Below are 25,819 nucleotides of genomic sequence, written 5' to 3' on the forward strand. Positions count from 1 at the left end.
CTCGGGATGGGGTCGTGGTTGAACATGCAGCGCCTCCCCGCGATCTACACGCCCGGCCGGACGGCCAGCGGCATCAACTCTTGATAATTCCAGTTGATCTTGCTGATCTTCACGACGTCACCCGTCTGGGGGGCGTGGATGTACTCGTCGTTGCCGAGGTACATGCCGACGTGGTGCACCGAGCGCGGGTCCGCTGTGTTGTACGCCCAGAAGATCAAGTCACCGGCTTGGGCGTCGCGCACCGGAAGGTGGGCGCCGCCCTTCTCGTACTGGTCGTTCGCGACGCGCGGGATGCTCACACCGGCCGCGCCGAAGGCCTTCACCAGGATGCCGGAGCAGTCCCACGCGTCCGGGCCGTTGCCGCCCCACAGGTACGGCTCGCCCAGTTGCTCCTTGGTGAACTGGATCGCGATGCCCGCCGCGTTCGACGCCAGCAGGAACTCCCCCGCGCCGGAGCCGCAGCCCGCCGGGTCGCTGATCGCGCCCAGTTCGCTGAGCAGGAACGCGCCCATCGACTCCCAGTTGTGGTACCGGTCGGGGAACGCCGAGCGCTCCACCGCCTGCGCCGAGTCACCGGGCCGCTTGTTCTCCCAGTCCGGCACCTTCAGCAGCACGTCGTAGAACTTGTTGATCGCGTACGTCGGGTCGATCACCTCGGCGGGGGTGCCCCAGCCCATCGACGGACGCATCTGGAAGATGCCGAGCGAGTCGCGGTCGCCGTAGTTCAACGGGCGCAGGCCCGACTCGGTCATGCCCGCCTGGATCGCGATCTGCCACGCGAGCGGCGGCAGCTTGCGCTCCTGGCCGATGGAGATGATCCGCGCGACGATGTTGCGCTGCTCCTCGTTGAGGCGCGCCGCGTCGGCCTGCCCCCTGGCGGCGCCGCCACCCGCGTCCCACGGCCCGATGGCCGCGTTGCAGCTCATCTTCAGGATGTTCCCGCCGGCCGCGGGGTTCGTGGAGTTGCTGACCACCTGCGACACGCCCGACGTCGCCACCGCGACCACGAGGATCGCGGCGAGCGCCCCGATCAGCAACATCACGCGCATGGGTCAACTCGCCTTCGTGTAGCCGTTGACCCGCCACTCGTTGCTGGGCGAGAGCTTGATCAACGTGATGACGACCTTGCCGGTGTCCGTTCCCACCTCGAAGTCCGCCGAGGACACGGTCGACCGCTTGGCCGCGACCTTCTGGGTGATCTTGTCCGGCACGTTCTTCGGATCGATCGTCGCCATCTGCGCGAGGAACTCCTCCGTCGTGTACGGACGAAGCTGCGCGAGCCACTTGGTGACGTCGTTGTCCGGCGGCGGCTTGATCCAGTTCTCCGCCCACAGCTCGGCGATCAGCTGCGCGTCCGCCGCGGGAGGGGCGGCCGACGCGGCGTTCGTGGGCGGCGGCTGCTTGGTCGGCAGCGAGACTCCGCTGCTGCCCGGCAGCTGACCGACCTGGGTGCCCGACGAGGACGCCGAGGTCTGACCGGCCGCGGACGGGTCCGTGGCCTTGCGGTCGAGCACCTTGGGGATGACCACGCCGAGCGTGACGACCAGCACCACGAAGATGATGATCGAGGCGCCCAGGTGCCGCGGGGAACGCAGCGGCCAGCCCCACAGCCTGCGGTAGACCGCGGCACGGCCGCGGTTGGTACGGATCGGCATCTACGCTCCTCCCCAGAAATCAGACATCGTCAGCTGTTGTCCCGGACTTCGAAGCCGCGCGACGGCCGGTAGATCACGTGCACCGGACGCCCCGCCACGACTTCTGTCTCGGCCCTTCGCGGTTCCTGCGCCGGCGCGGAGTAGCCGCCGCCGGAACGCGACGGCACGAGCACCGCGTCGTCGACCCGGTCCCACTGCCTGTCGGTGACCGTGGGGCTGTCCACCACGCGCGACCGGGCGACGGGCAACGCCGCCGGACCCGATCCCGAGGGCAGCGCGCCCGCTCGGACGCCGTTCCCGTGGGAGCCGCTGACGATCTGGCCCGGCTGCGAGTCGCGGTCGAGCCGCTGGGCCGTCGCCATGACCGGGTTCGAGGCCTCCGGACGGACCCGGCCGCGGCCGCGCTGCGGTGCCGCGTCGCCCTCGGCGTCGCTGTCCCGCACGGACTCCCAGAACTCGTCCTGCGGCGTCGGGCCGGTCTGCTTCTTGCGGCCCATCATCTTCGACCAGACGCCACCGCTCATCGGCAGGACGTTGCTGGCCGAACCGACCGACATCTCGACCATCTGCCACATGCGGCGCAACGGTTTGCCGATCACGAAGCACACGAGTGTCAGCATCAGGCCGAGCAACGTGCGCGTCAGCAACGAGAGCCCGGTCGCGTTGAAGATCGCCTGCAGCAGCAGCGCGTGGACACCCGCGAGGACCGCGAGCACCAGCACGTTGAACACCGTCACGGCGGCGGCGCGGGCGACCTTGCGCAGCAGGTCGTGGTGCAGCAGCGCGACCAGGCCGATGAGCGGCCCGGCGAGCGTCAGGATGCGCAGCAGCAGCTGGGCCAGCAGCACCGCGGCCTTCGCGAACAACTGGAACAGCGAGAACGCGACGGACTGCAGCAGTGCCAGGAAACCCGCGCCGGTGCGGCTGCCGTCGGTGCCGTCGAAGTAACCCTTGGAGGTGCCGAGCTGCGCTTCCAGGGCCTTCCACTCGGCCTTCTTCGCGTCCAGCGCTGCCTGGTCGCCGTCCTTGCCCTCGGCGATCTCGGCGGTGGTCCAGGCCTGCGCCTTGAGGATGCGCGGGCCGAACTCGGCCGCCTGTGGCGCCTCGGGTGTGCCGAACGCGCCGCGCAGCCAGCTTTGATAGACGACGGCGTCGTGCAGTTTCGTCGGCAGGACGTGGAGCGTGCCTTGTTCCTCAGGCGCCTCGATGAACCCCGCCTGGATCTCCGAAGTCTTCGAGACCAGCGTGTTGTCGAGGAGGTTGTAGAACTGCGGCAAGGCCAGTGTGGACGTCGCCAGCCACATGGCCGCCAGCGCCCAGAGCCCGCGTTTGGAGATCGCGGCGAAGTCGCCGGTCCAGATCTGCCGGAACATCAGGATCGCGAGGAGCAGCGCCACCAGGCCGAACCAGCGCAGGTAGACGTTGTCGTAGACCTTCTGCACGCCGTTCTTCACGGCGTCGTCCAGCGGGACCAGCAGACCGCGGCCCATCACGGTGTAGTGCAACGCGTTCGTGGCGCCGACGATGTTCTTGCCGATGCTGAACAGCTCGTTGCCCGCCCACGTGTCGAGCGTGGCGTTGGCGTCGGGCAGGACGTTGCACTTGGCGTTGTAGTTGTGCCAGACCATGCCCGCGTAGCCGTACTCGAGGTACGGCGAGCCGGGCAGGCCGTTGCCGACGGGCGGGTCGAGCGCGCCGACCATGCCGGCGCCGGGACGTTCCGGGTTCGGTGCCTCGCCACAGGTTTGGGCGTGCGCCATCGGGGCACCCATGACGACCTGCAAGGCCAGGATCGCCGCGACGAGGCCGACCGACCTCGTCCGTGCTGACGCGCGCAGCGCGAACCGCCGCCTTGCCCAGAGCAAGGCGGCGATCGCGAGCACGATCGTCAGCGCCGTCATGCGCCGCCGTCCCGGTGGCGGTTGGTGCCGTCACCGTGGGCCACCAGCTGGGCCTCTTCCTCCGTCAGTCCTAGTTCCATGTCCGCCGCCAGTTCGTCGTCGATCTCGTCGGGCACGTAGGCGGGCGGCTTCGGGGCCGCGTCGGGATCGTCCGCCGGCACGAGCTCGCCCTTGCCGTTGTCGCGCTTGGCATCGGGGGTCGTGTCGAGGGCGTTGCGCAGGTGCTCCAGGTGCGGGCCGCTGAAGTCGATGCGGATCCGCTCCACGCCACCGGCGCCGTCGCCGAAGATGAACTGACGGGGCGCGCGGTCGCGTTCGGTCGCGTTGCGCTCGCCACCGGGGCGGCGGCCGAGCGAGGCGACGACCTGCTCGTACCCGGCGCCGATCGGCACCTTGAGCAGCCGCAGCGCGTCCGCCTGCGCCGAGTCGTCGTCGAGCCGGCCGACGAAGACCGAGTCGAGCAGCGTCACGAAGCCCTGGATCTTCAGGAAGTCGGCGGGGATCTGCGACGACAGCAGCACGCGGACGTTCCACTTTCGCGAGTCACGCGCGAAGCGGTTCATCAGCACGCGACCGGTCGGGACCTCGGAGAGGAAGAACGCCTCGTCGATCCAGACGCCCTTGCGCTGGTCCTTCGGCTTCTCGTAGATCGAGCGCTGGGTGAGCCAGGCTGCGAGGTTCAGCATCTCGACGCCGAGCGACTCCGCGTCCGTCCAGTGCTCGCGGCCGACGCCGTCCTTCGGCAGGTTCAGGCCCGCCATCGTCAGGACGGTGAGGCGGTCGTCGCGCACCTCGTTGTACGGGTCGTGGTTCTCCTCGGGGATCAGCAACGACATGCGCTCGCGCATCTCGTCGAGGAAGTCCGCGACGACGACGGCGTGCTCGTGGTGCTCGGACGCGTCCCGGCGCAGCGCCTCGAAGACGAGACCGGGGTGGGCGTCGAACCGGCCACCGACCGTGCGGACCGCACGCAGCAGTGTGATGCGCGTCTGGGGCAGCCGGGCGACCTCGTAGGGCAGCAGCCCGGTGAGCACGTCCAGCACGAGACGACGGCGGGTCGCGGCCGCGAGGGCCTTCTCCCGGCGCCAGGCCCGTTCCGGGTCCTCCTCGTCGAGGAAGTGGTCGAGCATCGGCTCGGCGACCACCCGGTACGGGTTCAGAATCCCCGGCTGGGCGTTGAGCAGGTTGATCGGCCGCGCGTAGGGCCGCAACTCCGGCAGTTCGCACAGCGCGGACAGCGGACCGGACGGGTCGAGCAACGTCCAGTGCGCGCCGGCCCGCAGGGTCTTGTAGACCATGCCGCCGCCGAGGAACGACTTGCCGGCGCCCAGGCCCGCGACCATCGCCGTCAGACCAGAGGCGTCACGGAGCTCCTGCGCCATCCACGGGTCCCACGCGACCGGGCGGCGGGTGGCCGTGACGGTCTCGCCGAGCAGGATTCCGCGGCGGTCACCGACCTCGGCCGTCGCGGTCGGGACGGCGGACGCGGCCCACAACACGCTGCCTCGGCGCAGGTACGCGCCGTTGGACAGCGGCTCGCCCGGAATGAACTCGCGGGCGATCGCGTACTGGGCCTCGGGGTGGTCGATCGAGACCTTCGGCTTGTACAGCTCCAGCAACGACTGGGCGAGCCGCAGTGCCTCGCGCTCGGTCGGACCGGAGACCGCAAGACGCCACCACGAGCGCACCCGGGTGCCCAGCGCGGTGAAGCCCGACGTCATCTCGTCGTCGATCTCCAGCACGCGGCCGGCCTGGCGGGCCAGCGACTGCGGCGGTTCCAGCTCGTGCTCGTCGGTGTAGTGCCGGACCTGCGAGCGGACCTTGCTCATCTGCCGCGACAGCTCGCCCGACACCTCTTCGGGCTTGCGCACGTAAATACGCGCGGACCACTCGACGGAGGCGGGCAGCCGGTCGGCGCGCTGCACCCACGGGTCGTCGACCTCGGGGATCTGCAGGCCGTGCATCAGCCCGACCGTCAGCACGCAGACGTGCCGCTTGATGCCCGCGTTCGAGCCGGTGCGGCCGCGCACGGTCACCGTCGGTGAGTACGGCTCCTGGTGGAAGTCCGCAGCGTCGGTGAAGGACGCCAGGTCCTCCGGCTCCCACGCGGCGCCGGGCACGGCGGGCAGGTTGCGCGGCGCGGGCAGGCCCAGCGAGCACGACCGGTGCATCAGCCAGGACATCTCCTCGGCCGTCGCGGGACGGCCTTCGAGACCCGCGGACCCGATCACCTGGTCGAGGTGCTCGACCTCGGAGTCGAGCGCCACCAGTTCGGCGTCGACGGCGTCCGGGAAGACCTTGCGCAGCACGGGGGCCGCGCGTTCGACCGCGCGGTCCATCATGTTGCGGGTCTGCACCTGAACGCCCAGGTAGACCTCTTTCTCCGCCATCGAGCGGCCCATGAGCTGCTGCTGCTCGCCGACCATGTAGTCGTCGAACGACAGCGTGCCGGGAGTGTCCGGCAGGCGCTTGACGGCGTTGTGCACGTGCGCCTCCGCCCACATGCGGATGGGGTACGGCCGCGTCGTGACCCGCAGATGCATCCAGCGGCCCTGCAGTTCGGCGTACTGGCCCGCGATGGCCGCGATCAGGTCCTGACGCTGCGAGTCGCTGCGGAACGACCAGCGCTGCGGCGCGAGCCGGTACCAGGCGTAGACCTCCTGGCCGGTGCGCAGCAGGTGACCGTCGATGCTGCGGGCCGCGATCGACGGTGTGTAGCTCGGCACGGACTGCTCGCCGGGCAGGCGGCGGCCGCGCTTGGAATACGCTGCCCTGTCGCGCTCGCGCGGGTCCGCGGCGGCGTGCTGGGCGATGTGCTGGGCGGAGCGACGGTCACGGTCTCGCCGGCGTCCGAACACCGCGAACCTCCTTCTTACGGCTGTCTGACGTCCGGCGGGGCTGGGCCTGCTGTCTCGCCCGTCGTTGTTGTTTCCTGCTCAACTTGGGACGAGGCCGCTGCGGACTGACCCGGATCCGGGCGGCACTGGCCGCTCCGCCGGTGCTTGCCGTGCGCTCTCGAGGTGCCGTCAGCTCGCGGACCCACATCGACATGACGGCCGTGAGGGGCCGTTCATGGCTGATCCGCTGGGTGATGAAACGGGTGAGGATGATCGTCGCGACGAGGGCCCACGCGGTCGAGAAGAACCCGAACCCGACGCCCATCTGCCGTTCGATCGTGAGTACGACGAGGAAAACGACGATTCCGACGCCCCACGCGACGTATCGCGCGCGCCAGGGAAAAGTCGCTTTGGGCGGACCGAGCCAGACGGCGTCGACCCGGTAGACCTCGTCGTCAGTGCGGACCCGCACGGATCAGCCTCCGACGAACAAGCCGGCGAGCCACTTGCCGATGTTCGCGCCGGCGTCGGTGGTGACGGCGAGGCCGATGATGGCCAGCGCGACGATCACGCCGCCCAGGCGGCGCATGACACCCGCGTTGTCGCCTTTGCCGCCTCCCAGCCAGAGCAGGAGCAGCGCGACCGTCAGCAGCAGCAGGGGGACGATGTTGTTCAGGATCCAGTCGCGGACATTGCTTGTGCCCGGCACCGTCGGCTGCTGCTGAGCGAGTGTCACCAGGTCCATGGCGGTCATTCGGTACTCCAGAGTGCGCGGGGGCTTGCGCTACGAGTAGAACACGAGTTCGTCACGACGTGTGGGGCTGTTGCTGCGGGGTGTAGATCATCTGGCCGTTCCCCCTGGGAGGAATTACGTCTAATCTGGCCGACACATCATCACTGAGGAGACGTCAGTGGGGAACACCCGGATCGAGATTCTCTCCGTCGCCGCCAAGGTTCACCCGACTGCGAACGCCCTGGTCACCCACAGTGCGTGCGTCCTAAACATGCGCACGTGTACATCCATGTGAATGCTCTGATCGGCCGGTTCGCGACCCCGTCGACAGACACGGCGGGCGCAATCCGGAGCGACGACTCCGAGGAGATTCGCCCATGCTCGAACCTGACCTCGTGCCGGACGGAAGTGTGGACGGAATCACAGCCTCCCCTAATGCTCCAGGCGTGGATGAGCCTACCGGGCAGAGCACGCAATCCCGGCGCCGGGTCCAAAGGACGATCAACTTCGACAGGTCGGTGCTGGAACGCGCGCGTGCGGCGGCCACCTACCTCGCCTCCTACGAGCCCCAGGCGGGGGTGCGGTCGCTCGCCGACATCGTGAATCCCGCGGTGCTCGCCTACGTGACCGAGTTGGAGGAGCTCTACAACTCGGGGCAGCCGTTCCGGCCCGTACTGAGGATGCCTTCCGGCCGGCCGGCCAACCGGTGAAGCCCGGCGACCGAGGGGTCGCCGGGCTTCGTCGCGCGTCCGGTTCTAGGAGGCGCCGGAGATCCGCCAGAACAGGCCGGTCGAGGCGTAGTCAGGGCCGACGCCCGTGCCCTTGCCCCAGAAGTAGTCGTTGAAGTTGCCCAGTCCACCCGTCGTGGTGACGGGACCCATGGTCGCCCAGCGGACCGACGCTGGCTGGGTGTCGATGCTGGCCTGCGCCCACGCGTCACGGACCTTCATCGGGTTGTTCCACCACAGGAACGGCGAGCGCCACATGTAGTGACCGAACTTGCCGCCGTGGTTGGCGGAGTTGTAGCTGACGGTCGTGAAGCTGTTGATCTGGTGCAGGCCGCGGAAGGCCTGGCCCCAGCGCTGCGCCCAGGTCTGGCCGCCGGTGCTGTCCTCCAGGATCTGGCAGGTGAAGAGGCTCATCCACTCGACGTCGTTCTGACCCCAGCGCGCGTCGGTGTTCGCGAGCTTGTTGTCGGTGTGGTTGGAGCAGCCGGTGAAGTAGAAGCCGGTGCCGGAGCCGTGGCCCTGCCAGTAGGTGAGGTCGACGTCGTCGGCCCAGTTGGTGTCGTCACCGCCGGCGAACATCGGGTCCTTGAAGTCGCTCTCCCACGCGTTGGCGTTGAGCCAGGTGAAGTCGCGGGCGATGCCGTGGTTGCTCGCCTCGGTGTTGAACGTGCCGATGTTGGCGACGGTGTTGGGCAGGCCGGAGCAGTTGCCGGTGCCCTCGCTGCCGACCTGGGTGCCGACTGCCTGGCTCTTGAACTGCTGCTCGGGCCGCGGCTCCTGGCCCGGTCCCGGCTGCGGCAGCTCGGCGCCGACCGCGGCGGGCAGGGTGATGGCCTGGGGCGCGCCACCGTCGTCGTTGCGACCGCCGCAGCGGAACGAGGGCTCGACCTCGTCGACCTTCTCCTCCAGCGGCGGGGCGACGTAGACGTAGCTCACCTCGGGCTTCACCGAGGCGCCCAGGTACTTCTGGCACAGCTTGGCGCCGTACTCGAGGTCGTTCACCTTGACGGTGCCGGCCTTGTCGTAGGTGCGGGCGGCGTGGCTGACCGCCGTCACGCCCTGCGCGTCGAACGACACTCGGATGTTCGCGCCCTCGCCCTCCAGCGGGAGGCCGTCGAGCTGGAACGTGTACGAGACGCTCGTGTCGAGGTTGGCCGTGAGTGCGTTGCGGCCGTTGACGTCCGACAGTTCGAACGTCGTGTACTGCGCGCTGGGAGTCGCGTTGGCCGGCAGCACACCCGCCGCCCTCAGGCCTTCCTGCGCGCGCTTGGCCGCGTCCTCGGTGGGGATGGTCTTGATGCGCTTGATCGCCTCGGTGTCGAGCGCGGTCTGCGTGGTGGCGTTGCCGTCCTCGTCGGGCCTGCCCTGTCCTTTGTCGACGGTCGGCAGGTACTGGTAGCGCTGCTCGTCCGCGAAGGACACCGCGCCCGCCTCGGATCTCTGGACGTCTTTGAGGCCGAACGCCCGTTGCAGCTTCTGCGCCTGTTCCTGGTCGAGACCGGAGCTCTTCACCCCGTAGACGGGCAGTTCCGTGGCGTCGGCGGTCGCGACACCGACCGCTCCCGCGGTGACGAGACTGGACAGGGCCAGCACCACCGTCAGCTTGCGTTGCATGTCTGTTCCCTCCCTTGGAGACGGCCGGCTGCAGGGGCCGACCGTCTGACAGGAGGATCTGGCTTTATTCGCCGTGATACCGAGAGTGGACTTTTACGACGGGCGCACCACTCGAACGGCCGTAATTCTGTAACACCCTTGGGGCAACAGAGGACTTAGAGGCGGACACTTGGGTACTTGATGCCCGCGCCGGTGTTCAGCACGACCACTTCGTCGTCCGCCGTGAGCCAGCCGTCCTCGCGCAGCGACCGGACCGCGCTGATCGTCGCGGCGCCTTCCGGGCACAGGAACACGCCTTCGAGACGGGCGGTTTCGGCGCGGTCGGCCGCGATCTGCTCGTCGGTCACCGCCACCGCCGTGCCATTGGTTTCCCTGATGGCCTGGAGGATGATGAAGTCCCCCAACGGTTTCGGCACGTTGATGCCGAACGCATCGGTGTAGGCGCCGTCCCAGAACGCCGATTCGGCCTTGCCCTCGTCGAACGCCTTCACGATCGGCGCGCATCCGGTGGACTGCACGGCGACCAGGCGCGGCAGCTTTCCGCCGATCCACCCGAGTTCGCGCATCTCGTGCAGCGCCTTGTGAATCCCGATCAGCCCGACCCCGCCACCGGTCGGGTAGATGATCACGTCGGGGACGCGCCAGCCGAGCTGCTCGGCGATCTCGTAGCCCATCGTCTTCTTGCCCTCGATGCGATAGGGCTCTCGAAGCGTGGAGGCGTCGAACAGGTCGACGTCCGCGATGGCCTTGGCGGCGTCGGCGATGGTGCCCGGCACGATCCGCAGCTCGGCGCCGCTCGCCTCGACCTCCTCGCGGGTGATCAGCGGGGCGTCCTCGGGCATCGCGATGACGCTGCGGATGCCCGCGCGCGCCGCGTACAGGGCCCAGGCGGCGCCCGCGTTGCCGTTGGTCGGCATCTTGATGCCCTCGATGCCGAGCTCCTTGGCCCTGGCCACGCCGACGGCCGCGCCACGGGCCTTGAACGAGCCGGTCGGGATGAGCGACTCGTCCTTCATGAGGATCTTCGCGTCCAGCGCCCGGCTCAGTGCGGGCAGCGGCACGAGCGGGGTCATGCCCTCGCCGAGGCTGAACGCCGGATCGGGGTCGCGAACCGGGAGGACGTCGCGGTAGCGCCACAGCGAGTTCTCGGTCGTCGGACGGGCCACACGGGTGAGGTCGTAGCGCGCCAGCAGCGGCGACGCGCACTCGTGGCAGAGGTTCTGGACGGCGTTGGCGTCGTGTTCGCGGCCGCAACGGGCGCATTCCAGATGCGAGAGCATGACTTCATGCATACAGGCGGATGAGCCGGCATGTAAGCCGGATCCTGTTCGTGGGACCGAGGTCCCAGTCGGCGGCCATCCATCTGGGCCTGCCGTTGCCGACAGGCTCTAGCAGCCTACCCGCGAGCATCGGGCGGGCAGCCCTCGAACGCTCGCGCAGCACCTTCACTCGCGATCCGGTGCCCTCTTGGCCTTGCTCCGGGTGGGGTTTACCTAGCCGCCCCAGTCACCTGGGGCGCTGGTGGTCTCTTACACCACCGTTTCACCCTTACCGCGGCTTTCGCCGAGGCGGTCTGTTCTCTGTGGCACTGTCCCGAGGGTCACCCCTGGTTGCCGTTAACAACCACCCTGCCCTGTGGAGTCCGGACTTTCCTCGACAACCTGCGTCAACTGACACAGCCTGCCGCGGCCGCCCTGCCGACTCATCCGCGCTGACCAGGATATCCCAGCGGCTGGGAGCGGTTGTCCACCGGTGCGGACGTTGGTTGACTTCCGTCATGACACGACGTCGCCACGTCGACTACGGCCGCGTGGCAGCAAGCCTGTGTTGCCTCCGCTGAGTGCGTTCTTCGTGCCCGCGACCTCAGGGAGTGCCTTGTCATGTCCGATCTGCTGATCATCTCCGGTGCGCCGTCCCACTCCGCGCCGACCGGTGTCGTCGTGTCGTTCGTGCAGGAGCGGCTGCGGGCCGCGGGGCACCGGGTGTCGTTGCTCGACGTGCGGTCGTTGCCCACGTTGTCGCTGCTCACCGAGGACCTGCGCGATCCGGAGATCTCCGGTGCCGTGAGCAGTGTGCTGTCCGCGGACGGCGTGGTGGTGGCCTCGCCGGTGTACCGCGCGGCGTACAGCGGACTGGTGAAGGCGTTGCTCGACCTGCTGCCGAAGAAGGCGTTGCGCGGACGTGCCGTGCTGCCGTTGGCGACGGGTGGCAGCCAGGGCTTCCTGGTGGCGATGGACTACGCGCTGCACCCGTTGCTCGCGGCCAAGGGCGCGGACCAGGTGGTGCGCGGCGAGTTCGTGCTGGACCAGAACGTGAACACGCCCGGAGCGGCCGCCGCTCTGGAAGCGGCGGCCGACCGGTTCACCGCGGCGCTGACGCCCCGGCTGCGCAAGGTCAGCTGAGGTGTGAGGTGTCGTTCACGAGCTTCACCGACGCGTGGCCGTCGGGGTAGAACTCGGCGATCGACACGCCCGTCAGGTCCAGGTGCATCCGGAACAGGAACTGCGGCCCGACGTCCAGCGCCTGACGAAGCATGGTCTTGATCGGCGTGACGTGGCTGACCAGCACCAACGTCTTGCCGCCGTACTTGGCGATGATCTCGGCACGCGCCTTGCGCACCCGCGCGTGCACCTCGTCGAAGCTCTCCCCGTTCGGCGGCTTCACACTCGTGTCGCCCAGCCACCGCCGGTGCACCTCGGGGTCCTGCTCGCTCGCCTCGGCGAACGTCAGCCCTTCCCACGTGCCGAAGTCGGTCTCGATGAGCCCCTGATGGGTGACGACCTCCAGCCCGATCCTGTCCGCGAGCTTCTTCGCCGTCTGCTGAGCCCTCTGCAACGGCGAGGAGATGACGGCCGCAATGCCGTCCATTTTGGACAACCGCGCGGCGGCCTTTTCCGCCTGCTCCAGCCCCAGCTCCGTCAGCGGATGATCACCGCGCCCCGAGTAACGCCGGTCGACCGACAGCCTGGTCTGCCCGTGCCGCAACAGGATCACGCGCGTGGGCTCCCCCATCGCACCACTCCAATGCGGCTGCTTGGCACCCTCCGCCTTGGCCTCGGGTTCGTTCTCGGCCTTGTTCTGGGCGTCCATGGCCTCGTTCGCCAGCCGGTCCGCCTGCTTGTTGCGCTCGCGCGGAATCCACTCGTAGGTGATCTTCCCGAAGGCGCTCGCGACCTCCTGCGCCTCCCGGGCGAGCGGCTGCATCGAGGGGTGCTTGATCTTCCAGCGCCCGGACATCTGCTCGACGACGAGCTTGGAGTCCATCCGCACGTCCACGATCTCGGCGTTCAGCTCCCTGGCCGCCCTGAGCCCCGCGATGAGCCCCTGGTACTCGGCCACGTTGTTGGTGGCGACACCGATGAACCCCTTGCGCTCGGCCAGCGTCTCGCCACTGAGCTCGTCCCGCACAACCGCGCCGTATCCAGCAGGACCGGGGTTGCCCCGCGAGCCGCCGTCAGCCTCGACGATCACCTTCACGGGCCGATCGTAACCCCGCGTTCAGGCCCCTCCGGACGCCCTGTATTCTGTTCACATCAGTCTGGGTGGCGGAATGGCAGACGCGCTAGCTTGAGGTGCTAGTGCCCGAAAGGGCGTGGGGGTTCAAGTCCCCCCTCGGACACGAGCGTTAACCACACGCGAAGAGGTCGTCTCATGGACGGCCTCTTTTGCTTTGTCGTGCGCCGGTGGCTGAGCAACACTCCCGTACCCGGTGTCCTATCCCGGACCAGTTCACCCCGAGAACCCCGGCAATCAGCCTTCATCGTTGCAGACGGGACAGGCCGGCTCACCCCGTCCCGTCAACGCGCTTCAACTGTCTGTCGAGGTAGGAGCCCTTTCGCACCTGTCCCGCAGACCTGTCCCGGGAAATCCTCCCGGCGCGCCCGGAACCACCCGAGCACCCGCTCGGCGAACTCGAGCAGGCCATCGGTGTCCTCGCCGCCGACCGGGTGAACCACGGCCAGGAAGTCGTCGATGTTCAGCTCGGTAGTTGTCCGCCAGCAGCTTGTACTCAACGGCAGGTGGCGGCTCGCCGACTTCACCCAGGTCCGCCCTGTTGCGTTGTAGACGATCTCCAGGTTCAGCCGCTCGTAGAGCCCTTGCAGCTCCTCCGGGTCGCCGGGCGAATCGACCATGACCTAGATCGCCATCTCGTCACGCGCGACACGTTTCGGTTCACCAGGCCGTCAGGTGCGCCTCGGAGGATCCTCCAGGATCTCGGCCAGGCGAAGGGTGTCGCTCAGATACCGCTCGTAGGGGAAGCCCGCGCCGAGCAGGGCGGTGCGCAGTTCGTCGTACATCGGCTTCCCGTTGTCGTGGAACGCTTTGCCGCCTGCCTCGGTGAGGCTGACCAGACGACGACGCGCGTGCTCGGGGTCGACGCGGACCTCCACGTGCCCTGCCGCCTCCAGCGGCCGCAGGGCTCTGCTGATCGCCGGGTCGGACACCGACAACGCCTGCGCGAGCTGGTGCTGTGTCACCGGCTGGATCTCCTCCAGGGTGCCCAGCAACCGCAACTGGCCGTAGGTGAGCCCGTCCTGGCCGGTCTCCCGCTGCCGGGCCGATTCTCCAAGCAGGTACACGACCCGATGCAACAGGTCCGCAAGTCCGTCGTCCACGGTGTCGATCCTACATGAATGTTGCGCGGTTAATATTAACCATGCAAGACTCAAGCCATGGACACCTTCTCCTACCTCGCCCAGACCTCGTTCCCCCTGCTCTGGCTGCTGATCGCGGTCGTTGGCGCGGCCGTGCGCACCCGTCACAGCACGTCCCGCGCGGCGAAGCTCGAGACCTGGCAGCGGTGGTGGGCGGGCGCCGCGCTCGGCTGCGGCAGCCTGTGGCTCGTCATCGCGTTCCTCGTCATCCCGGACGAGATGGCGGCCGCCATCGGCTTCGCCCGCACCCCGTTCGAGTTCGAGATCGCCTTCGCCAACCTCGCCCTCGCGGTCCTGGCCTTCCGCGCCGCGTCCCCGTCGGCCACTACCAGGGAACGCGCACTCGTCGGCCTGGGTGCCGGGATGTTCCTGTGGGGCGCGACGATCGGTCACATCCACCAGTGGTTCGCGGCCGGCAACCACGCACCGGGCAACACCGGCGGCATCCTGATCTACGACGTGCTCGCGCCCCTGGTCCTGATCGTTCTCGCGCACAGGGCGCAGCGACTGTCCAGTGCGAACGAGTCGGCTCTCGCGAGCTAGTGATGTGACCGTCCCGCCCGTCTCCAACGAAAGCCGTGGGGATGGAGAGCAGGTCATTCCTCGGACGCTGAAGATGATCAAGCAGTTCATCTCCGGCACCTGACCCCCACGAGCCACACGCTGACCTGCGCGGAGTGGACGATCCACAGTGGACGTGCACGCCTCCGCTCGGACGGCGAAGACTTGGCACGAGACGAATAGTCGTTCAGGATGCCGCGCGTGCAGAGTGCGGCGAGGTTCGGCGACAGCGGTGAGATCCCCGGTGTCGCGTGGTCGATGCGCCGCGCGAGTCCCGGCGATTCCTCTGAGGACACGGTCCTCGCGGCGGCGCGGCGAGGCGACGAGGACGCCTTCCGCACTCTCTACCGAGACATCCAGCCGAAGCTGCTGCGCTACCTCCAGGTGCTGGTCGGAGCCGATGCCGAGGACGTGGCGTCCGACGCCTGGCTGCAGATCGCGCGGGACCTGGGATCGTTCCGCGGAGACCTCGACGGGTTCCGCGGCTGGGCGACCACGATCGCCCGCAACCGCGCGATGGACCACCTCCGCCGTCAGCAGCGCCGGCCGGTCGTGCACGGGACCGTCGAGGACGTCGCCGAACCGGCTGGGCCGGAGGACACCGCTCAGGCGGCGCTGGACTCCGCGGCCACCGACGCCGCGCTGGCCCTGATCGCCAGGCTGCCGCGGGAGCAGGCCGAGGCCGTGCTCTTGCGGGTCGTCGTCGGCCTGGACGCGAAGGCCGCGGCCAAGGTGCTCGGCAAGCGGGCCGGCGCCGTGCGCACCGCGGCGCACCGCGGTCTGCGCACGCTGGCCGAGCACCTCGCCGCAACGCCTCCACCAGGGCCGACACCGTCGGAGTGACAGAAAACCGAGCCCTGACGCTGAAGGACATGAGATGAGCACCCACCGTTCCCGTCGCATCGACCGGCACACCGCGGAGCAGCTGCTGCGCAGTGCGCCCGGTCAGCCGCCGGTCGCCGGACGCGACCGGCTGAGCGACCTGCTCGCGGCGGCGGGTGCGCCGGCCCGCGACCGGGAGCTGGCCGGTGAGCAGGCCGCCCTGGCGGCGTTCCGCGACGCTCGTCTCGCTCCCGCCCCTCAGCGATGGAGATCCCGGATGCTCAGGACCGCACTGGCGAACCTGCTCGCTGTGAAGATCGCCGGTGTCGCGGCACTGACCGCCGGTGGCATCGCGCTGGCCGCCGCGGCGGGCACGTTGCCCGGTCAGCAGCGCGAGGAACCCACCACACCCGCGGGTACGAACGTCGTCAGCACGACGTCCACCACCACCGCCGCGACGTCGAAGGGACCGGAGCAGAAGCCGGACAACGGCGCCGCCTCTCCCTCGCCGTCACTCAAGGGCCTGTGCCAGGCCTACACGGCGGGCGCGGGCTCCGAACACGGCAAGTCGCACGACAACCCGGCGTTCAGCGCCTTGATCACGGCCGCGGGCGGCGCCGAACGGGTGCCCGGCTTCTGCGCCGGCCTGCTCGGCGAGAAGCCCGGCAAGTCCGACCGCGAGCCTGGCAGACCCACCCGCTCGAACCGCTGACGCGCCAGGACATCCGGCGACCCGATTCCCCTCACCGGGTCGCCCGCTCCGGACGGGCGGCGGCCTGTGCCCCACGCCGCCGCTCGTCCACCCTTTTCCGACGCCCAGAAGTGGAGGAGAGCCTGTGACCGACGCCTGTCCGCACGCTGTGTCCGCCGGCAGTTTCCTGCTCGGCATGCTCACCGCCGAGGAGACCGACGAGTTCTGGCAGCACAGCACGAGATGCTCGCACTGCCGAGAGGAGCTCGTGGAGCTGATGCCCGGCGCGCTCTATCTCCGGCAGCTCAGAGCGGACATCTACGCGGCCGGACAGCGCTCGTGCACGGACCGGCCCTTCCTCTCCACGGTCGTGGCGCGGGAACCGAGATGGATCGCGGGCTGCGGCACGTGCTGACCCCCAGCTGTCGTTCTCGGTGGACTCGAGACCGACCAACGGGCTGGAACGCCGGAACGTTCCAGCCCTCTCGCGCATCGGCCCGGCATCACCGCTTGGCGTAGTCGTCCATGCCCTGCCAGTCGATCATGACGCAGGCCTCCTTGCCGACCGTCCACGCGTCGTGGCCCGGTGCGGCGATCATGAAGTCGCCCGCGCCGATCTCCGCCTCCTCGCCGTCGTCCATGACGATCTTCATCCGGCCGGACACGCAGTAGCCCTTGTGCGCCACCTGGCAACTGTCGGTCCCGGCAATGGGCTTCACGTGCTCGGCCCAGTGCCAACCCGGCTCGAACACGGCCCGGCCGACCGCACCGGCGTCGGAGTTGATGAGGTCCAGATGGCCCGTGCCCTGTTCGAAGGGGCGGGACTCCTCGGGTGCGTTGAAACTCTTGATCAGCAGACCAGACATGAGCAACCTCCTGAAACTCGCTGATCAGCCAGCGGAACACGCCTGCGGCACCGGCGCTCGCCGCAGACGACCCGATTCACCGGGCCGAAATACCGGAACTCGGACGGTCAGATAACGGACGCGCAGGGTGATCGGCCGTCCCATGACCAGACCCGACGACTCCGTCGCCGCGATCGTTCCCTGGCTGGAGGCCGACGCCGGTCAGGCCTGAGGTGACGTGCGCGCCTTGATGATGCCCTCGACCGCGTCGCAAAGGGTGTCTCCGATCGGACCCGGATCCGAGAGGCAGCCGGCCGCCATCGCACCGTCGCGCAGCATGACGAAGTGTCGGCCGTCGAGTTCCGCGGGAGCGTTGCCGACGCGTGCAAGAAGGTCTGTGACGGTGTCGAGGAACCACTTGCGGTGTGCTTGCACTGCCATGTGCACGGGGTGCGCGGGATCGGCGTACTCCGCCACGGCGTTGAGGAACGCGCAGCCGCGGAAGCCCTCGATCTGGATGTGCCCGGCGATCCCCCTCGCGACGGCGCGCACGGCGTCCGCGTCGTTCGTGGCCGCGGCCACGCCCGCCTCGACGTTCTGGCGGGTCGCCCTGTCGGCCTCCGCAAGGTAGGCGAGGACCAGGTCCTCCTTGCCCGCGAAGTGGCGGTACATCGTCGCGCGGGTCACCTTCGCCTCGGCGAGGATGCGGTCGACTCCGACGGAGTGCAGTCCCTCCCCGTAGAACAGCCGGCTGGCCGTTCCCAGCAGGCGGTTCCTGGCGTCGGACACGGTGCGGGTCACCCTTTCGACGGTAGCAGAGAGAACGTTCGGTCTTGACAACGTCGGCAGGGTGCTGACAGCCTCGAAGTAGAAAGAACGTTCTCCCTACCTCAAGGACACCTCGTGAGCATCGACGCAGCCCCGTCCACGACCCTCGCCCCCGCCCTCCGCACGCTCTACCTCGTCCGCTTCGGTTTCGCGATCGTGTGGGCGGTGCTGTTGTTCCTCACCGGGGCCGAGATCGGGCCGGTCAGCGGCACGTTGCTGGTGCTCTACCCGCTGTTCGACGTGGCGGCGATCGTCGTCGACAGCCGCGCGGCACGGGGCGGGCGGGCCTCCGCCGCCCTCTACGCCAACATCGCCGTCAGCACGCTCGCGGCGGCGGGTCTGGCGTTCGCCGTGACGTCCGGGATTCCGGCCGTGTTGCAGGTGTGGGGTGTCTGGGCCGTCGTGTCCGGCGTGGCGCAGCTCGCGGCCGGTCTCGTGCGCAGGAGCCTCGGCGGTCAGTGGCCGATGATCATCAGCGGTGCCATCTCCACGCTCGCGGGCACGTCGTTCTTCCTGCAGGCGAGCGGTGACAACGCGACGCTGAGCAACCTCGCGGGCTACGCGGCGATCGGCGGTGTGTTCTTCCTCGTCTCGGCGCTGCGTCTGCGTCGCGTGCGGGGCGAATGACGAGAAAAGGGGACCGCCCGCCGGGCAGTCCCCTCGTCGGCTTCGGATCTGGCTACAGACCTGATTCCGTGGTGCGGACCAGGATCGCGCCGCACTCCTCACAACGCACGACCTCGTCGGCCGCGGCTTCCTTGAGCTTCGACACCGCGCTGCGGTCCAGCTCGATCCGGCACGCGCCGCAGCGGCGGGACTGGATCAGGGCCGCGCCGATGCCGCGCTGCTCGCGCTGGCGGTCGTAGGCCTTGAGCAGGTCGTCCGGGAAACCCTTCGCCATCACCGTACGGTCGGCGGTGCGGCGGGTCTCGGTCGCCTCCAGGTCGGCGAGGGCCTCGTCACGGCGGCGGCTCGCGTCTTCCAGGGCGGTGCGGGCCTTGTCGAGTTCCACGCGCGCGAAGGACGCGTCGGCGTCGACGGCTTCGCGGCGCTCCATCAGTTCCAGCAGGTCGTCTTCGAGGACGCCCTGGCGGCGCTGGATGGTGGCGAGTTCGTGTTCCAGTTCGGTGAGCTGCTTGGCGCCGACCGAACCTGACTGCATCAGCTTGCGGTCGCGCTCGCCGCGGGCGCGGACCTGCTCGATCTCGGTCTCCTGGCGCTTCACGTCGCGGTCGAGGTCGGTGAGCGTCGTCTCCACGGCCACCAGTGCGTCCTGCTTCGTCCGCACCTGCTGCTCGACCTCGTTGATCTCCGCGATTACGGGCAGCGTGCGGCGACGGTGGGTGACACGCGCCAGTTCGGCGTCGACCTCGGCCAGGTCGAGCAGCCTGCGCTGCACTGCGGGATCGGCTTTCACGCATGTCCTCCTGCTGCTGTGCTCGTCGCACCGACGGTCCACGGATCGGTCCGGCGAGTGGAGACGAGTACGTCGACCCTACCGCCGAAGGCCTCCCGCAGGATCTCCGCCGCCTGCTCGCACCACGGCCACTCGCTGGCCCAGTGCGCGACGTCGACCAACGCGGGGCCGCCGGACTCGACGTGCTCCGAAGCCGGGTGGTGCCTGAGGTCGGCTGTGACGTAGGCGTCGACGCCGGCGCGCTTCACCGCGTTCAGGAAGCTGTCGCCCGCCCCGCCGCACACCGCGACCCGTTTGATCAGGCGTTCCGGGTCTCCCGCCGCCCGCACGCCCTGCACTGTGGCGGGCAGCGCGTCGGCCACCCGCTGGGCGAACGCCCTGAGCGGCTCGGGTTCCGCGAGCTCACCGATTCGGCCCGAACCGGTGTCGCCCGGCAGACCGACGGTTTCCTGCAACGTGAAGCCTGGTTCCTCGCAGGCGTCCCGGAGTGCGCTGATGACCGCGTTGCGGCGTGCGCGTGGCACGACGACCTCGATGCGCGTCTCCTCGTGCCCGGTCAGCTCGCCGGCCGCGCTCGCGCCCGCCTCGGTCAGCGCCTTGAGCACCTGCTCCGCGTCCGCGGCCGGCACGTACGTGGTCAGCACGTCCTTCGGGGCGTGCGGGGTGGCGTCGAGCGGGCCGGTGACGGTGAGCCCGATGGCCTTCGCGAGCGCGTCCGAGACGCCCGGAAGCGCGTTGTCGGCGTTGGTGTGCGCGCAATACAAGGCGGCGCCGTTCCGGATCAGCTTGTGCACCAACGCACCCTTGGGGTCGTCGGCCGGAACCCCGTTGACGCCCTTGAGGAGCAACGGGTGGTGGGCGAGCACGAGCTGCGCGCCGCGTTCGACCGCCTCGTCCACAGTGGACGACGTCGGGTCCACGCAGACGAGGACCCTGCCGACCTCCTCCTGCGGATCACCGCAGACCAGGCCGACCGCGTCCCACTTCTCGGCGGTCTTCGGCGGATACGCGGACTCCAGGACCGCGATCACGTCGGCGAGCTTCACGCCTGTTCCTCCATCACTACCCGCAACGCGTCCACGAACACGGCGAACTCCTCCGGCGGCCGGATCGCCACGCGCAGGTACGTGTCATCAAGTCCCGGGAACGTGTCGCAGCGTCGTACCGCGATCCCCTTGTCCCGCAACGCTTGCCGCGTGCCCCTCGGTGCTCTGATCAGCAGGAACGGCCCTTTCGGCGCAACGACGACGAGGTCTTGGAGCTGCTCCAACGCGTAGGCCGCATGGCGTTCGGCCTCCTTCGCGAAGCCCGCGGACTGTTCGAGCGCCTCCGGCTCGCAGCACGCCGTGATCGCCTCCAGCGTGAGACTGCCCACGGGCCAGTGCGGACGGCCGTGCGCGAGCCGCGCGAGGGTCTCCGGGTCGCCGAGGAAGTAGCCGGCGCGCAGGCCGGCGAGGCCCCAGGTCTTGGTGAGACTGCGCAGAACCAGCACGTCGGGGTCGTGGGCGAGCGACTCGGGCTCACCGGGAACGGCGTCCATGAACGCCTCGTCGACGACCAGCCTGCCGGGCAGCGCCTTGAGCCTGGCGGCCTCGTGCAGCACCGACGTCGGGTTCGTGGGGTTGCCGATGACGGTCAGGTCGGCGTCCGACCGCACGTCACGCAGCTGGAAGTCGCCGTCGAGCAGCACGTGTTCGACCGGAATTCCGGCATCGCGAAAGGCCACCTCGGGCTCGGTGAACCCGGGGTGGACGATCGCGGCACGGCGCGGCGCGAGCTTCGGCAGCAGCGCGAAGCCCTCCGCGGCACCGTTGAGCAGCAGAACCTCGTCCGGTGAGCGCCCGTGGCGGCGTGCGACGGCCTCACGAGCGCGTTCTTCAGCCGGTTTCGAGGGGTAACGCCCGAGTCCGTCGAGCGCCGCGGCCAGCCGTTCGCGCAGCCAATCGGGCGGGTGCGGCACCCGCACGTTGACGGCGAAGTCGGCGAGACCTGGCGCGGCGTCGACGTCACCGTGGTGGCGCAGATCTGAGCTGGTCATCGCCGGAAATTCTAGGCGACGGGCTCAGGTGCCCGCGTCACTGCATGTAGCGGCGGAGCTCGGTGAGGTGGCTGATCAGCTCGTCCAGCTGGAAGGCGTCGAGCTGCGCGGACTCACCGGGCGGGGTGCGGAAGCAGACGCGACCCTTCTCGTTGAGGTACACCTCGAACGCACGACGGCGCCCGAGGGCGTCGGTACACCCGATGATCTCCCGTTGCGGGGGCACGTCGGTACCTGTCTGCATGGGCGGCCTCCATGTCGTTTGTCCATACATCTTGCGACAGCGGTTGAGCGTTACCGTGCGGCGGCACCACTTAGGCTGCGTTCCATGCACGTCTCGTTCGTCTGCACCGGCAACATCTGCCGGTCCCCCGTGGCAGCGCTCGTGTTCCGAGAATGGCTGTCCCGGGAAGGATTGTCCTCCGAGGTCCGGGTGTCCAGTGCCGGAACCGGCGGATGGCACGTCGGCGACCCCGCCGACCCTCGCGCACTGAAGACGTTGGCGGACAACGGATATCCCACCGACCACGTCGCCGCCCAGGTCGGCCCCGACCACCTGGACGCGGATCTGCTGGTGGCGCTCGACGCCGGGCACGCCCGTGCGTTGCGCCGGATGGCCGATCCCGACCGCGTGCGGCTGCTCCGTTCGTTCGACCCGGACGCCGACGGCGCGGACGTGCCGGATCCGTACTACGGCGACGCTTCCGGGTTCGACGAGGTGCTGGTCATGACGGAGGCGGCGATGCCGGGATTGATCGCGTGGGTTCGCGAGCGGCTCTGAGGACCGGCCACTTCTTCAGGAAGCCGTGACCTTGCGTTCGCGGATCTCTGTGATCCGCTGCACAACGCCGAACGTCTCCCTGCCGCCACGCCGAGCCGCTCGATCCAACGGCCCCAAGCGGTCCAGAGCGCGTCTGCTGTTGAGTTGTTCGGCGAGGTCCAGCGATCTCGCCGCCACCCGCATGCCCTCGTCGACGTCGCCGCTGCGGAGGTGGCACGTCGCCAACTCGGCGAGGTCGAATGACCGCGCCAGCGCGAATCCGTCGCCTCGATGACGCAGACTTCGGCGAAGCGCCGCGACGGCCTTGCCCCATTCACCCAGTTCAGCCCACGTAACACCGATGGCGGCGAGGAGTTCCGCTTCGTCGAAGAACTCCAGCCATTCGGGAAAGTCGCCGTCAGCGTGGAAGTTCTCCGTAGCCAGCGACAACGACCGCTCCGCCGACTCGCGGTTGCCCATCACCGCGTAACAACGCGCTTCACGCACTTCAAGCAAGGCACACAGCCGCGGTGACTTCGACGCCAGCGCCACGGGATAGCCGAACTGGAACAACCTCAACGCCGCGTCGGGTGGCCCGTGGTACTGCTCCATCCGGCCCGCGCAGTAGAACAACATGGCTTGGAGGGGCAGATTCCGCGAGTCCTGCGTCAGCTCCAACGCCGCGAGCAGGTGCTCTCGCGCCTGATCGAGTCTGCCCATGTCGAACGCCGCGCTCGACGCACGCCGGTGCAGCAACGCCACCGCCTCGAACAAGGCCGGTCTGGTCGCGTCGCGCATCGAGACGCCGAGCAGGCCCCGCGACCATCGAAGTTGCCCCTCGACCGTCGCGAGCACCGCCCCTCCGCCGAACTGGGACTCCAGTCCGGTCAGGTCTCGCAGCACACGGTGAAGAATCTCGACGTCGCTCGCTGCCACTTGGGAGGGCAACGGCGTCGCCTCCGCCACGTGCTCGACCCGCTCGGCGTTGCCGAACACCGGCTGGCCGATCACGGTCTCGGCCGCGTGGGCCAGGAACGAAGCTCGCTTCGACACTTCGTCCTGCGACGCCGGACGGCTGATCGCCTCGTACGCCAGCCCCAGGTAGCCCCGTGGAATGCCGAGGCTGTGCGCGATGCGTTCGAGCAACTCGTAAGCCATGACCTGGCGACCGCCGATGATCTCGGAGATCTCGGACTGGTTCTGCCGCGTGATCTGCGCGAGTTCCCGCTGCGCGACGCCGTCCTCGACGAGCAGCCTGAAGACCGTCCCGATGTCGCGCCTGGCCAGCGCGTCACGCATCTCGGAACGATCCCAACAAGCCTTGAACCTGTCCATCGCCTCGAAAGTACCGGCGAGCACCGACACCGGCCGGGTTCATCGGCCAAGGTGATCGGACGGACCGATGAGGGCCGTCGCCAGACGGTCGTTTCGGCTGGTCGAGCGTGCCAGGATGAGGAAATGGACCTCACCGGCTGGACGTGGCTGAACGAACCGCGGAAGTGGTCGACCGACCCTCTCACCGTGCACGCCGACCCCGGCAGCGACTTCTGGCGCCTCACCGGCAACGGCATCGTCCGCGACAACGGCCACCTCTACGGCGTGAGCCTGACCGGCGACTTCACCATCACAGCGACGTTCACCGGCGAGTACGTGGCGCAGTACGACCACGCCGGCGTCGGGCTGCTGATCGACGGCGAGAACTGGATCAAGGCCGGGGTCGAGGTGTTCGACGGCAAGCGGCAGGCCAGCACGGTGGTCACGCGTGGTTTCTCGGACTGGAACCTGGCGCTCACCGAGCCGTTCGAGCGCTTCACCATCAGCGCCGAACGCAAGGGTGACGCGGTGTGGATCCGGTACGGAACCGACGGTCAGGAGCCGGCGAACCTGCTGCGCAAGGCCTACTTCCCGCCCGGCGAGGAAGCCAAGGCCGGGATCATGGCGGCGAGTCCTGAGGGCGAGGGGTTCGTGACCCAGTTCCACGAGGTCCAGCTCACGCATCTACCGTGAGGACGTGCGGTTCAAGTTCCTCCTCAAGCCGGGCTGGCTGGCGCTGACCCTGGCCGTCTGGGTGTTCGCGGGTGCCTGCGTCTACTTCCTGTCGCCGTGGCAGTTCGGCCGCAACGACGAGAGGCAGCAGCAGAACTCCGCGATCACCAAGTCGTTGAAGAGCGATCCCGCCCAGTTCGGTGCGCGGCACGACGAGTGGCAGAAGGTCGAGATCAAGGGCCGCTACCTGCCGGAGCTCGAAGCGCTCGCGCGGCTTCGGACCGTGCAGGGTGAGGCGGCGTTCGAGGTCATCACGCCGTTCGAGACCACCACGGGCCACCGGATCCTGATCGACCGCGGGTACGTGCGGCCGGTCAACGGGATCAAGCCGCCGGACTTCGCCCAGCCGCCGACGGGTGAGGTCACGCTCATCGGGCTCGCGCGGCCCAACGAGTCGAACGACCAGCCCGCGTTCGAGCAGGACGGCCGCAAGCAGATCTACTCGATCAACAACAACGCGGTCGGCGAGAACATCGAGCCCGGCTACTACCAGCTGATCGAGAACCAGCCGGGTGCGCTGGACACGTTGCCGCTGCCCCGGCTCGAGTCCGGTCCGTTCTTCTCCTACGCGCTGCAGTGGATCGCGTTCGGGGTCATGGCGGTCGGTGGCTGGCTGTACTTCACGATTCGCGAGGCACGGCCGGGTGGCGTGCTCTACGAGGGCAAGAAGAAAAAGAAGTCGATCGCCGAGCTACTTGCGGAAGAGAGCGACGAAGGCGCTGACGAGGCCCGCGCCCAAGCCGACGACGCGGGACAGCTCCACGGCACGCGTCACGTGACCTGAGTCCGGGTTTCGGCCGTGGCCGAGCACCGGGCGCTCTTCTACGCCGTGCGAGTAGACGGTGCGGCCGCCCAGGCGGATCTCCAGGGCGCCGGCGAACGCCGCTTCGACCTGGCCCGCGTTGGGCGACGGGTGCGCTGACGCGTCACGGCGCCAGGTCTCCAGGGCCTGAGAGGCCGAGCCGCCGACGACCGGGGCGCCGCCGACCGTCAGAAGAGCCGCCAGACGTGCGGGCAGCAGGTTCAGCAGGTCGTCCAGGCGGGCCGAGGCCCAGCCGAACTTCAGATACCGCGGCGACTTGTGGCCGACCATCGCGTCCAGTGTGTTGGCGGCGCGGTAGCCCAGCAGGCCGGGGACCCCGTAGACCGCGCCCCAGAACAACGGGGCGACGACGGCGTCCGAGGTGTTCTCGGCCACGGACTCCACGGTCGCGCGCGCCATGCCCGTGGTGTCGAGCCTCGCGGCGTCGCGGCCGCACAGGTTGGGCAGGCGGCCCCGCGCGGCATCGAGGTCGCCGTCGGCCAGTTCGCGGCCCATCGACGTGCCCTCGGTGGCCAGGGAGTTGCCGCCCAGCACCACCCAGGTCGCCACGCCCGTCGCCAGCGCCTGCGTCAGCCAGTGGCGGCGTGCGAGACGCTCCACGGCGACACCGGCAGCCACGGTCCCGCCGACCAGCACGGCCGTGTACGCCGCACCGGCGGCCTGTGAGTCCGCGTAAAGACGCTTTTCGAGGGCCGCGGCCGACGACCCGAATGCCGCTACCGGGTGAAATCGGCGGGGATCACCGAACACCGCGTCCGCCGCCACGCCCAGCAACAACCCCATCGCGCGACCCGCACCCACGGCAGCCTCCCCAGCTCGTCGAAGGCACCGTAGCGCCGCAGCACACCCGCACGCGCATTAGGGT

Annotated in this window: 29 protein-coding genes, 1 tRNA gene and 1 other RNA gene; 11 read left to right on the top strand and 20 right to left on the bottom strand. The window is 69.1% G+C overall.

Annotated features, from left to right (window positions below; genetic code table 11):
• Nucleotides 1-44: 44 nt before the first annotated feature.
• The 6 genes from ACIRG5_RS28555 to ACIRG5_RS28580 are packed head-to-tail and all read right to left on the bottom strand — an operon-like array spanning nucleotide 45 to nucleotide 7,147.
• Nucleotides 45-1,049, bottom strand: coding sequence for a C40 family peptidase (locus ACIRG5_RS28555; protein WP_402910025.1), 1,005 nt, complete (start codon nucleotides 1,047-1,049; stop codon nucleotides 45-47).
• Nucleotides 1,050-1,052: 3 nt separating this feature from the next.
• The gene (locus tag ACIRG5_RS28560) at nucleotides 1,053-1,655 is read right to left on the bottom strand and encodes a hypothetical protein (protein ID WP_402910027.1); all 603 of its coding nucleotides are present in this window, start codon (nucleotides 1,653-1,655) and stop codon (nucleotides 1,053-1,055) included.
• A gap of 29 nt (nucleotides 1,656-1,684) precedes the next feature.
• A complete protein-coding gene (locus ACIRG5_RS28565; protein WP_330270828.1) occupies nucleotides 1,685-3,556 on the bottom strand; it encodes a hypothetical protein in 1,872 nt (623 codons plus the stop codon).
• The gene (locus ACIRG5_RS28570; protein ID WP_402910836.1) at nucleotides 3,553-6,369 is read right to left on the bottom strand and encodes an ATP-binding protein; all 2,817 of its coding nucleotides are present in this window, start codon (nucleotides 6,367-6,369) and stop codon (nucleotides 3,553-3,555) included. Before ACIRG5_RS28570 ends, ACIRG5_RS28565 begins: the two co-directional genes overlap by 4 nt.
• A 19-nt stretch (nucleotides 6,370-6,388) precedes the next feature.
• A complete protein-coding gene (locus ACIRG5_RS28575) occupies nucleotides 6,389-6,865 on the bottom strand; it encodes a hypothetical protein (protein ID WP_402910029.1) in 477 nt (158 codons plus the stop codon).
• A gap of 3 nt (nucleotides 6,866-6,868) precedes the next feature.
• The gene (locus ACIRG5_RS28580) at nucleotides 6,869-7,147 is read right to left on the bottom strand and encodes a hypothetical protein (RefSeq protein ID WP_170176263.1); all 279 of its coding nucleotides are present in this window, start codon (nucleotides 7,145-7,147) and stop codon (nucleotides 6,869-6,871) included.
• Between the two features lie 425 nt (nucleotides 7,148-7,572).
• Here ACIRG5_RS28580 and ACIRG5_RS28585 point away from each other — a divergent pair, with 425 nt between their 5' ends.
• Nucleotides 7,573-7,836 carry a hypothetical protein gene (locus ACIRG5_RS28585; RefSeq protein WP_402910033.1) on the top strand — a complete coding sequence of 88 codons (264 nt, stop codon included), beginning with the start codon at nucleotides 7,573-7,575 and terminating at the stop codon, nucleotides 7,834-7,836.
• 45 nt (nucleotides 7,837-7,881) lie between these two features.
• Here ACIRG5_RS28585 and ACIRG5_RS28590 read toward each other — a convergent pair whose 3' ends face one another.
• From ACIRG5_RS28590 to rnpB, 3 genes are all read right to left on the bottom strand, one after another.
• Nucleotides 7,882-9,468, bottom strand: a complete 1,587-nt coding sequence (locus tag ACIRG5_RS28590; RefSeq protein WP_402910035.1) for a DUF6345 domain-containing protein — start codon at nucleotides 9,466-9,468, stop codon at nucleotides 7,882-7,884.
• A 155-nt stretch (nucleotides 9,469-9,623) separates the two neighbouring features.
• Nucleotides 9,624-10,748 carry a threonine synthase gene (locus ACIRG5_RS28595; protein WP_402910038.1) on the bottom strand — a complete coding sequence of 375 codons (1,125 nt, stop codon included), beginning with the start codon at nucleotides 10,746-10,748 and terminating at the stop codon, nucleotides 9,624-9,626.
• Nucleotides 10,749-10,765: 17 nt separating this feature from the next.
• Nucleotides 10,766-11,173: RNase P RNA component class A (gene rnpB / locus ACIRG5_RS28600), an RNA gene on the bottom strand.
• A gap of 175 nt (nucleotides 11,174-11,348) precedes the next feature.
• Here rnpB and ACIRG5_RS28605 point away from each other — a divergent pair.
• Entirely contained in the window at nucleotides 11,349-11,870 is a 522-nt protein-coding gene (locus ACIRG5_RS28605) for an NAD(P)H-dependent oxidoreductase (RefSeq protein ID WP_402910040.1), read from the top strand.
• Here ACIRG5_RS28605 and ACIRG5_RS28610 read toward each other — a convergent pair.
• Complete coding sequence (locus ACIRG5_RS28610) at nucleotides 11,863-12,939, bottom strand: bifunctional RNase H/acid phosphatase (RefSeq protein ID WP_402910839.1); 1,077 nt, start codon at nucleotides 12,937-12,939, stop codon at nucleotides 11,863-11,865. The genes ACIRG5_RS28605 and ACIRG5_RS28610 overlap by 8 nt on opposite strands.
• 65 nt (nucleotides 12,940-13,004) lie before the next feature.
• Here ACIRG5_RS28610 and ACIRG5_RS28615 point away from each other — a divergent pair.
• Nucleotides 13,005-13,087 (top strand) — tRNA-Leu (locus ACIRG5_RS28615).
• Nucleotides 13,088-13,265: 178 nt separating this feature from the next.
• On the opposite strand, the gene ACIRG5_RS28620 is transcribed toward ACIRG5_RS28615, so the two are convergent.
• Both ACIRG5_RS28620 and ACIRG5_RS28625 read right to left on the bottom strand, forming a co-directional pair.
• Nucleotides 13,266-13,601: a hypothetical protein gene (locus ACIRG5_RS28620; RefSeq protein ID WP_402910042.1), complete on the bottom strand. Its 336-nt coding sequence runs from the start codon at nucleotides 13,599-13,601 to the stop codon at nucleotides 13,266-13,268.
• Nucleotides 13,602-13,652: 51 nt separating this feature from the next.
• On the bottom strand, nucleotides 13,653-14,084 hold the full coding sequence (locus ACIRG5_RS28625) for a MarR family winged helix-turn-helix transcriptional regulator (protein ID WP_402910044.1): 432 nt from the start codon (nucleotides 14,082-14,084) through the stop codon (nucleotides 13,653-13,655).
• Nucleotides 14,085-14,141: 57 nt separating this feature from the next.
• Here ACIRG5_RS28625 and ACIRG5_RS28630 point away from each other — a divergent pair, with 57 nt between their 5' ends.
• The 4 genes from ACIRG5_RS28630 (at nucleotide 14,142) to ACIRG5_RS28645 (ending at nucleotide 16,612) form a co-directional block, all read left to right on the top strand.
• Entirely contained in the window at nucleotides 14,142-14,666 is a 525-nt protein-coding gene (locus ACIRG5_RS28630; RefSeq protein ID WP_402910046.1) for a DUF6790 family protein, read from the top strand.
• Between the two features lie 219 nt (nucleotides 14,667-14,885).
• Nucleotides 14,886-15,527 (top strand): RNA polymerase sigma factor, encoded by a 642-nt coding sequence (locus ACIRG5_RS28635; protein ID WP_402910049.1) that lies wholly within the window; start codon nucleotides 14,886-14,888, stop codon nucleotides 15,525-15,527.
• Between the two features lie 34 nt (nucleotides 15,528-15,561).
• On the top strand, nucleotides 15,562-16,218 hold the full coding sequence (locus ACIRG5_RS28640; RefSeq protein WP_402910052.1) for a hypothetical protein: 657 nt from the start codon (nucleotides 15,562-15,564) through the stop codon (nucleotides 16,216-16,218).
• A gap of 124 nt (nucleotides 16,219-16,342) precedes the next feature.
• Nucleotides 16,343-16,612, top strand: coding sequence for a hypothetical protein (locus ACIRG5_RS28645; protein ID WP_402910055.1), 270 nt, complete (start codon nucleotides 16,343-16,345; stop codon nucleotides 16,610-16,612).
• 88 nt (nucleotides 16,613-16,700) lie between these two features.
• Here ACIRG5_RS28645 and ACIRG5_RS28650 read toward each other — a convergent pair whose 3' ends face one another.
• On the bottom strand, nucleotides 16,701-17,063 hold the full coding sequence (locus tag ACIRG5_RS28650; protein ID WP_402910057.1) for a cupin domain-containing protein: 363 nt from the start codon (nucleotides 17,061-17,063) through the stop codon (nucleotides 16,701-16,703).
• A 201-nt stretch (nucleotides 17,064-17,264) separates the two neighbouring features.
• Complete coding sequence (locus tag ACIRG5_RS28655; RefSeq protein ID WP_402910060.1) at nucleotides 17,265-17,843, bottom strand: TetR/AcrR family transcriptional regulator; 579 nt, start codon at nucleotides 17,841-17,843, stop codon at nucleotides 17,265-17,267.
• A gap of 102 nt (nucleotides 17,844-17,945) precedes the next feature.
• On the opposite strand from ACIRG5_RS28655, the gene ACIRG5_RS28660 reads away from it, so the two are divergent.
• Entirely contained in the window at nucleotides 17,946-18,497 is a 552-nt protein-coding gene (locus ACIRG5_RS28660) for a hypothetical protein (RefSeq protein ID WP_402910062.1), read from the top strand.
• Nucleotides 18,498-18,549: 52 nt separating this feature from the next.
• On the opposite strand, the gene ACIRG5_RS28665 is transcribed toward ACIRG5_RS28660, so the two are convergent.
• Genes ACIRG5_RS28665 through ACIRG5_RS28680 form a run of 4 tightly spaced genes read right to left on the bottom strand, consistent with a single transcriptional unit; the run spans nucleotide 18,550 to nucleotide 21,569 of the window.
• A complete protein-coding gene (locus ACIRG5_RS28665) occupies nucleotides 18,550-19,287 on the bottom strand; it encodes a zinc ribbon domain-containing protein (RefSeq protein ID WP_402910064.1) in 738 nt (245 codons plus the stop codon).
• A complete protein-coding gene (locus ACIRG5_RS28670) occupies nucleotides 19,284-20,333 on the bottom strand; it encodes a Nif3-like dinuclear metal center hexameric protein (protein ID WP_402910067.1) in 1,050 nt (349 codons plus the stop codon). Before ACIRG5_RS28670 ends, ACIRG5_RS28665 begins: the two co-directional genes overlap by 4 nt.
• Nucleotides 20,330-21,325 (bottom strand): Rv2231c family pyridoxal phosphate-dependent protein CobC, encoded by a 996-nt coding sequence (gene cobC, locus ACIRG5_RS28675; RefSeq protein ID WP_402910070.1) that lies wholly within the window; start codon nucleotides 21,323-21,325, stop codon nucleotides 20,330-20,332. The genes ACIRG5_RS28670 and cobC overlap by 4 nt, the downstream gene beginning before the upstream one ends.
• A gap of 37 nt (nucleotides 21,326-21,362) precedes the next feature.
• Nucleotides 21,363-21,569, bottom strand: coding sequence for a hypothetical protein (locus tag ACIRG5_RS28680; RefSeq protein ID WP_030472678.1), 207 nt, complete (start codon nucleotides 21,567-21,569; stop codon nucleotides 21,363-21,365).
• Nucleotides 21,570-21,653: 84 nt separating this feature from the next.
• On the opposite strand from ACIRG5_RS28680, the gene ACIRG5_RS28685 reads away from it, so the two are divergent.
• Complete coding sequence (locus ACIRG5_RS28685) at nucleotides 21,654-22,106, top strand: low molecular weight protein-tyrosine-phosphatase (protein ID WP_319980097.1); 453 nt, start codon at nucleotides 21,654-21,656, stop codon at nucleotides 22,104-22,106.
• Nucleotides 22,107-22,121: 15 nt separating this feature from the next.
• Here ACIRG5_RS28685 and ACIRG5_RS28690 read toward each other — a convergent pair whose 3' ends face one another.
• Nucleotides 22,122-23,384 (bottom strand): transcriptional regulator, encoded by a 1,263-nt coding sequence (locus tag ACIRG5_RS28690; RefSeq protein WP_402910075.1) that lies wholly within the window; start codon nucleotides 23,382-23,384, stop codon nucleotides 22,122-22,124.
• Nucleotides 23,385-23,543: 159 nt separating this feature from the next.
• Here ACIRG5_RS28690 and ACIRG5_RS28695 point away from each other — a divergent pair, with 159 nt between their 5' ends.
• Nucleotides 23,544-24,092 carry a DUF1349 domain-containing protein gene (locus ACIRG5_RS28695; RefSeq protein WP_402910077.1) on the top strand — a complete coding sequence of 183 codons (549 nt, stop codon included), beginning with the start codon at nucleotides 23,544-23,546 and terminating at the stop codon, nucleotides 24,090-24,092.
• Nucleotides 24,093-24,096: 4 nt separating this feature from the next.
• A complete protein-coding gene (locus tag ACIRG5_RS28700; RefSeq protein ID WP_402910080.1) occupies nucleotides 24,097-24,915 on the top strand; it encodes an SURF1 family protein in 819 nt (272 codons plus the stop codon).
• On the opposite strand, the gene ACIRG5_RS28705 is transcribed toward ACIRG5_RS28700, so the two are convergent.
• Complete coding sequence (locus ACIRG5_RS28705) at nucleotides 24,823-25,755, bottom strand: cobalamin biosynthesis protein (RefSeq protein ID WP_402910083.1); 933 nt, start codon at nucleotides 25,753-25,755, stop codon at nucleotides 24,823-24,825. The two genes, ACIRG5_RS28700 and ACIRG5_RS28705, sit on opposite strands and share 93 nt — an antisense overlap.
• Between the last annotated feature and the right edge of the window lie 64 nt (nucleotides 25,756-25,819).

The organism is Lentzea sp. NPDC102401 (genome assembly GCF_044765805.1).
In the GTDB taxonomy this organism is placed as follows: Bacteria; Actinomycetota; Actinomycetes; order Mycobacteriales; family Pseudonocardiaceae; genus Lentzea; species Lentzea sokolovensis.

Excerpts from the sequence above, each read along its gene's own strand:
- ACIRG5_RS28555 (WP_402910025.1), bottom strand. The coding sequence starts at position 1,049 with ATGCGCGTGATGTTGCTGATCGGGGCGCTCGCCGCGATCCTCGTGGTC.
- ACIRG5_RS28560 (WP_402910027.1), bottom strand. The coding sequence starts at position 1,655 with ATGCCGATCCGTACCAACCGCGGCCGTGCCGCGGTCTACCGCAGGCTG.
- ACIRG5_RS28565 (WP_330270828.1), bottom strand. The coding sequence starts at position 3,556 with ATGACGGCGCTGACGATCGTGCTCGCGATCGCCGCCTTGCTCTGGGCA.
- ACIRG5_RS28580 (WP_170176263.1), bottom strand. The coding sequence starts at position 7,147 with ATGACCGCCATGGACCTGGTGACACTCGCTCAGCAGCAGCCGACGGTG.
- ACIRG5_RS28590 (WP_402910035.1), bottom strand. The coding sequence starts at position 9,468 with ATGCAACGCAAGCTGACGGTGGTGCTGGCCCTGTCCAGTCTCGTCACC.
- ACIRG5_RS28595 (WP_402910038.1), bottom strand. The coding sequence starts at position 10,748 with ATGCTCTCGCATCTGGAATGCGCCCGTTGCGGCCGCGAACACGACGCC.
- ACIRG5_RS28605 (WP_402910040.1), top strand. The coding sequence starts at position 11,349 with ATGTCCGATCTGCTGATCATCTCCGGTGCGCCGTCCCACTCCGCGCCG.
- ACIRG5_RS28620 (WP_402910042.1), bottom strand. The coding sequence starts at position 13,601 with ATGGTCGATTCGCCCGGCGACCCGGAGGAGCTGCAAGGGCTCTACGAG.
- ACIRG5_RS28630 (WP_402910046.1), top strand. The coding sequence starts at position 14,142 with ATGGACACCTTCTCCTACCTCGCCCAGACCTCGTTCCCCCTGCTCTGG.
- ACIRG5_RS28640 (WP_402910052.1), top strand. The coding sequence starts at position 15,562 with ATGAGCACCCACCGTTCCCGTCGCATCGACCGGCACACCGCGGAGCAG.
- ACIRG5_RS28650 (WP_402910057.1), bottom strand. The coding sequence starts at position 17,063 with ATGTCTGGTCTGCTGATCAAGAGTTTCAACGCACCCGAGGAGTCCCGC.
- cobC (WP_402910070.1), bottom strand. The coding sequence starts at position 21,325 with ATGACCAGCTCAGATCTGCGCCACCACGGTGACGTCGACGCCGCGCCA.
- ACIRG5_RS28680 (WP_030472678.1), bottom strand. The coding sequence starts at position 21,569 with ATGCAGACAGGTACCGACGTGCCCCCGCAACGGGAGATCATCGGGTGT.
- ACIRG5_RS28685 (WP_319980097.1), top strand. The coding sequence starts at position 21,654 with ATGCACGTCTCGTTCGTCTGCACCGGCAACATCTGCCGGTCCCCCGTG.
- ACIRG5_RS28690 (WP_402910075.1), bottom strand. The coding sequence starts at position 23,384 with ATGCGTGACGCGCTGGCCAGGCGCGACATCGGGACGGTCTTCAGGCTG.
- ACIRG5_RS28695 (WP_402910077.1), top strand. The coding sequence starts at position 23,544 with ATGGACCTCACCGGCTGGACGTGGCTGAACGAACCGCGGAAGTGGTCG.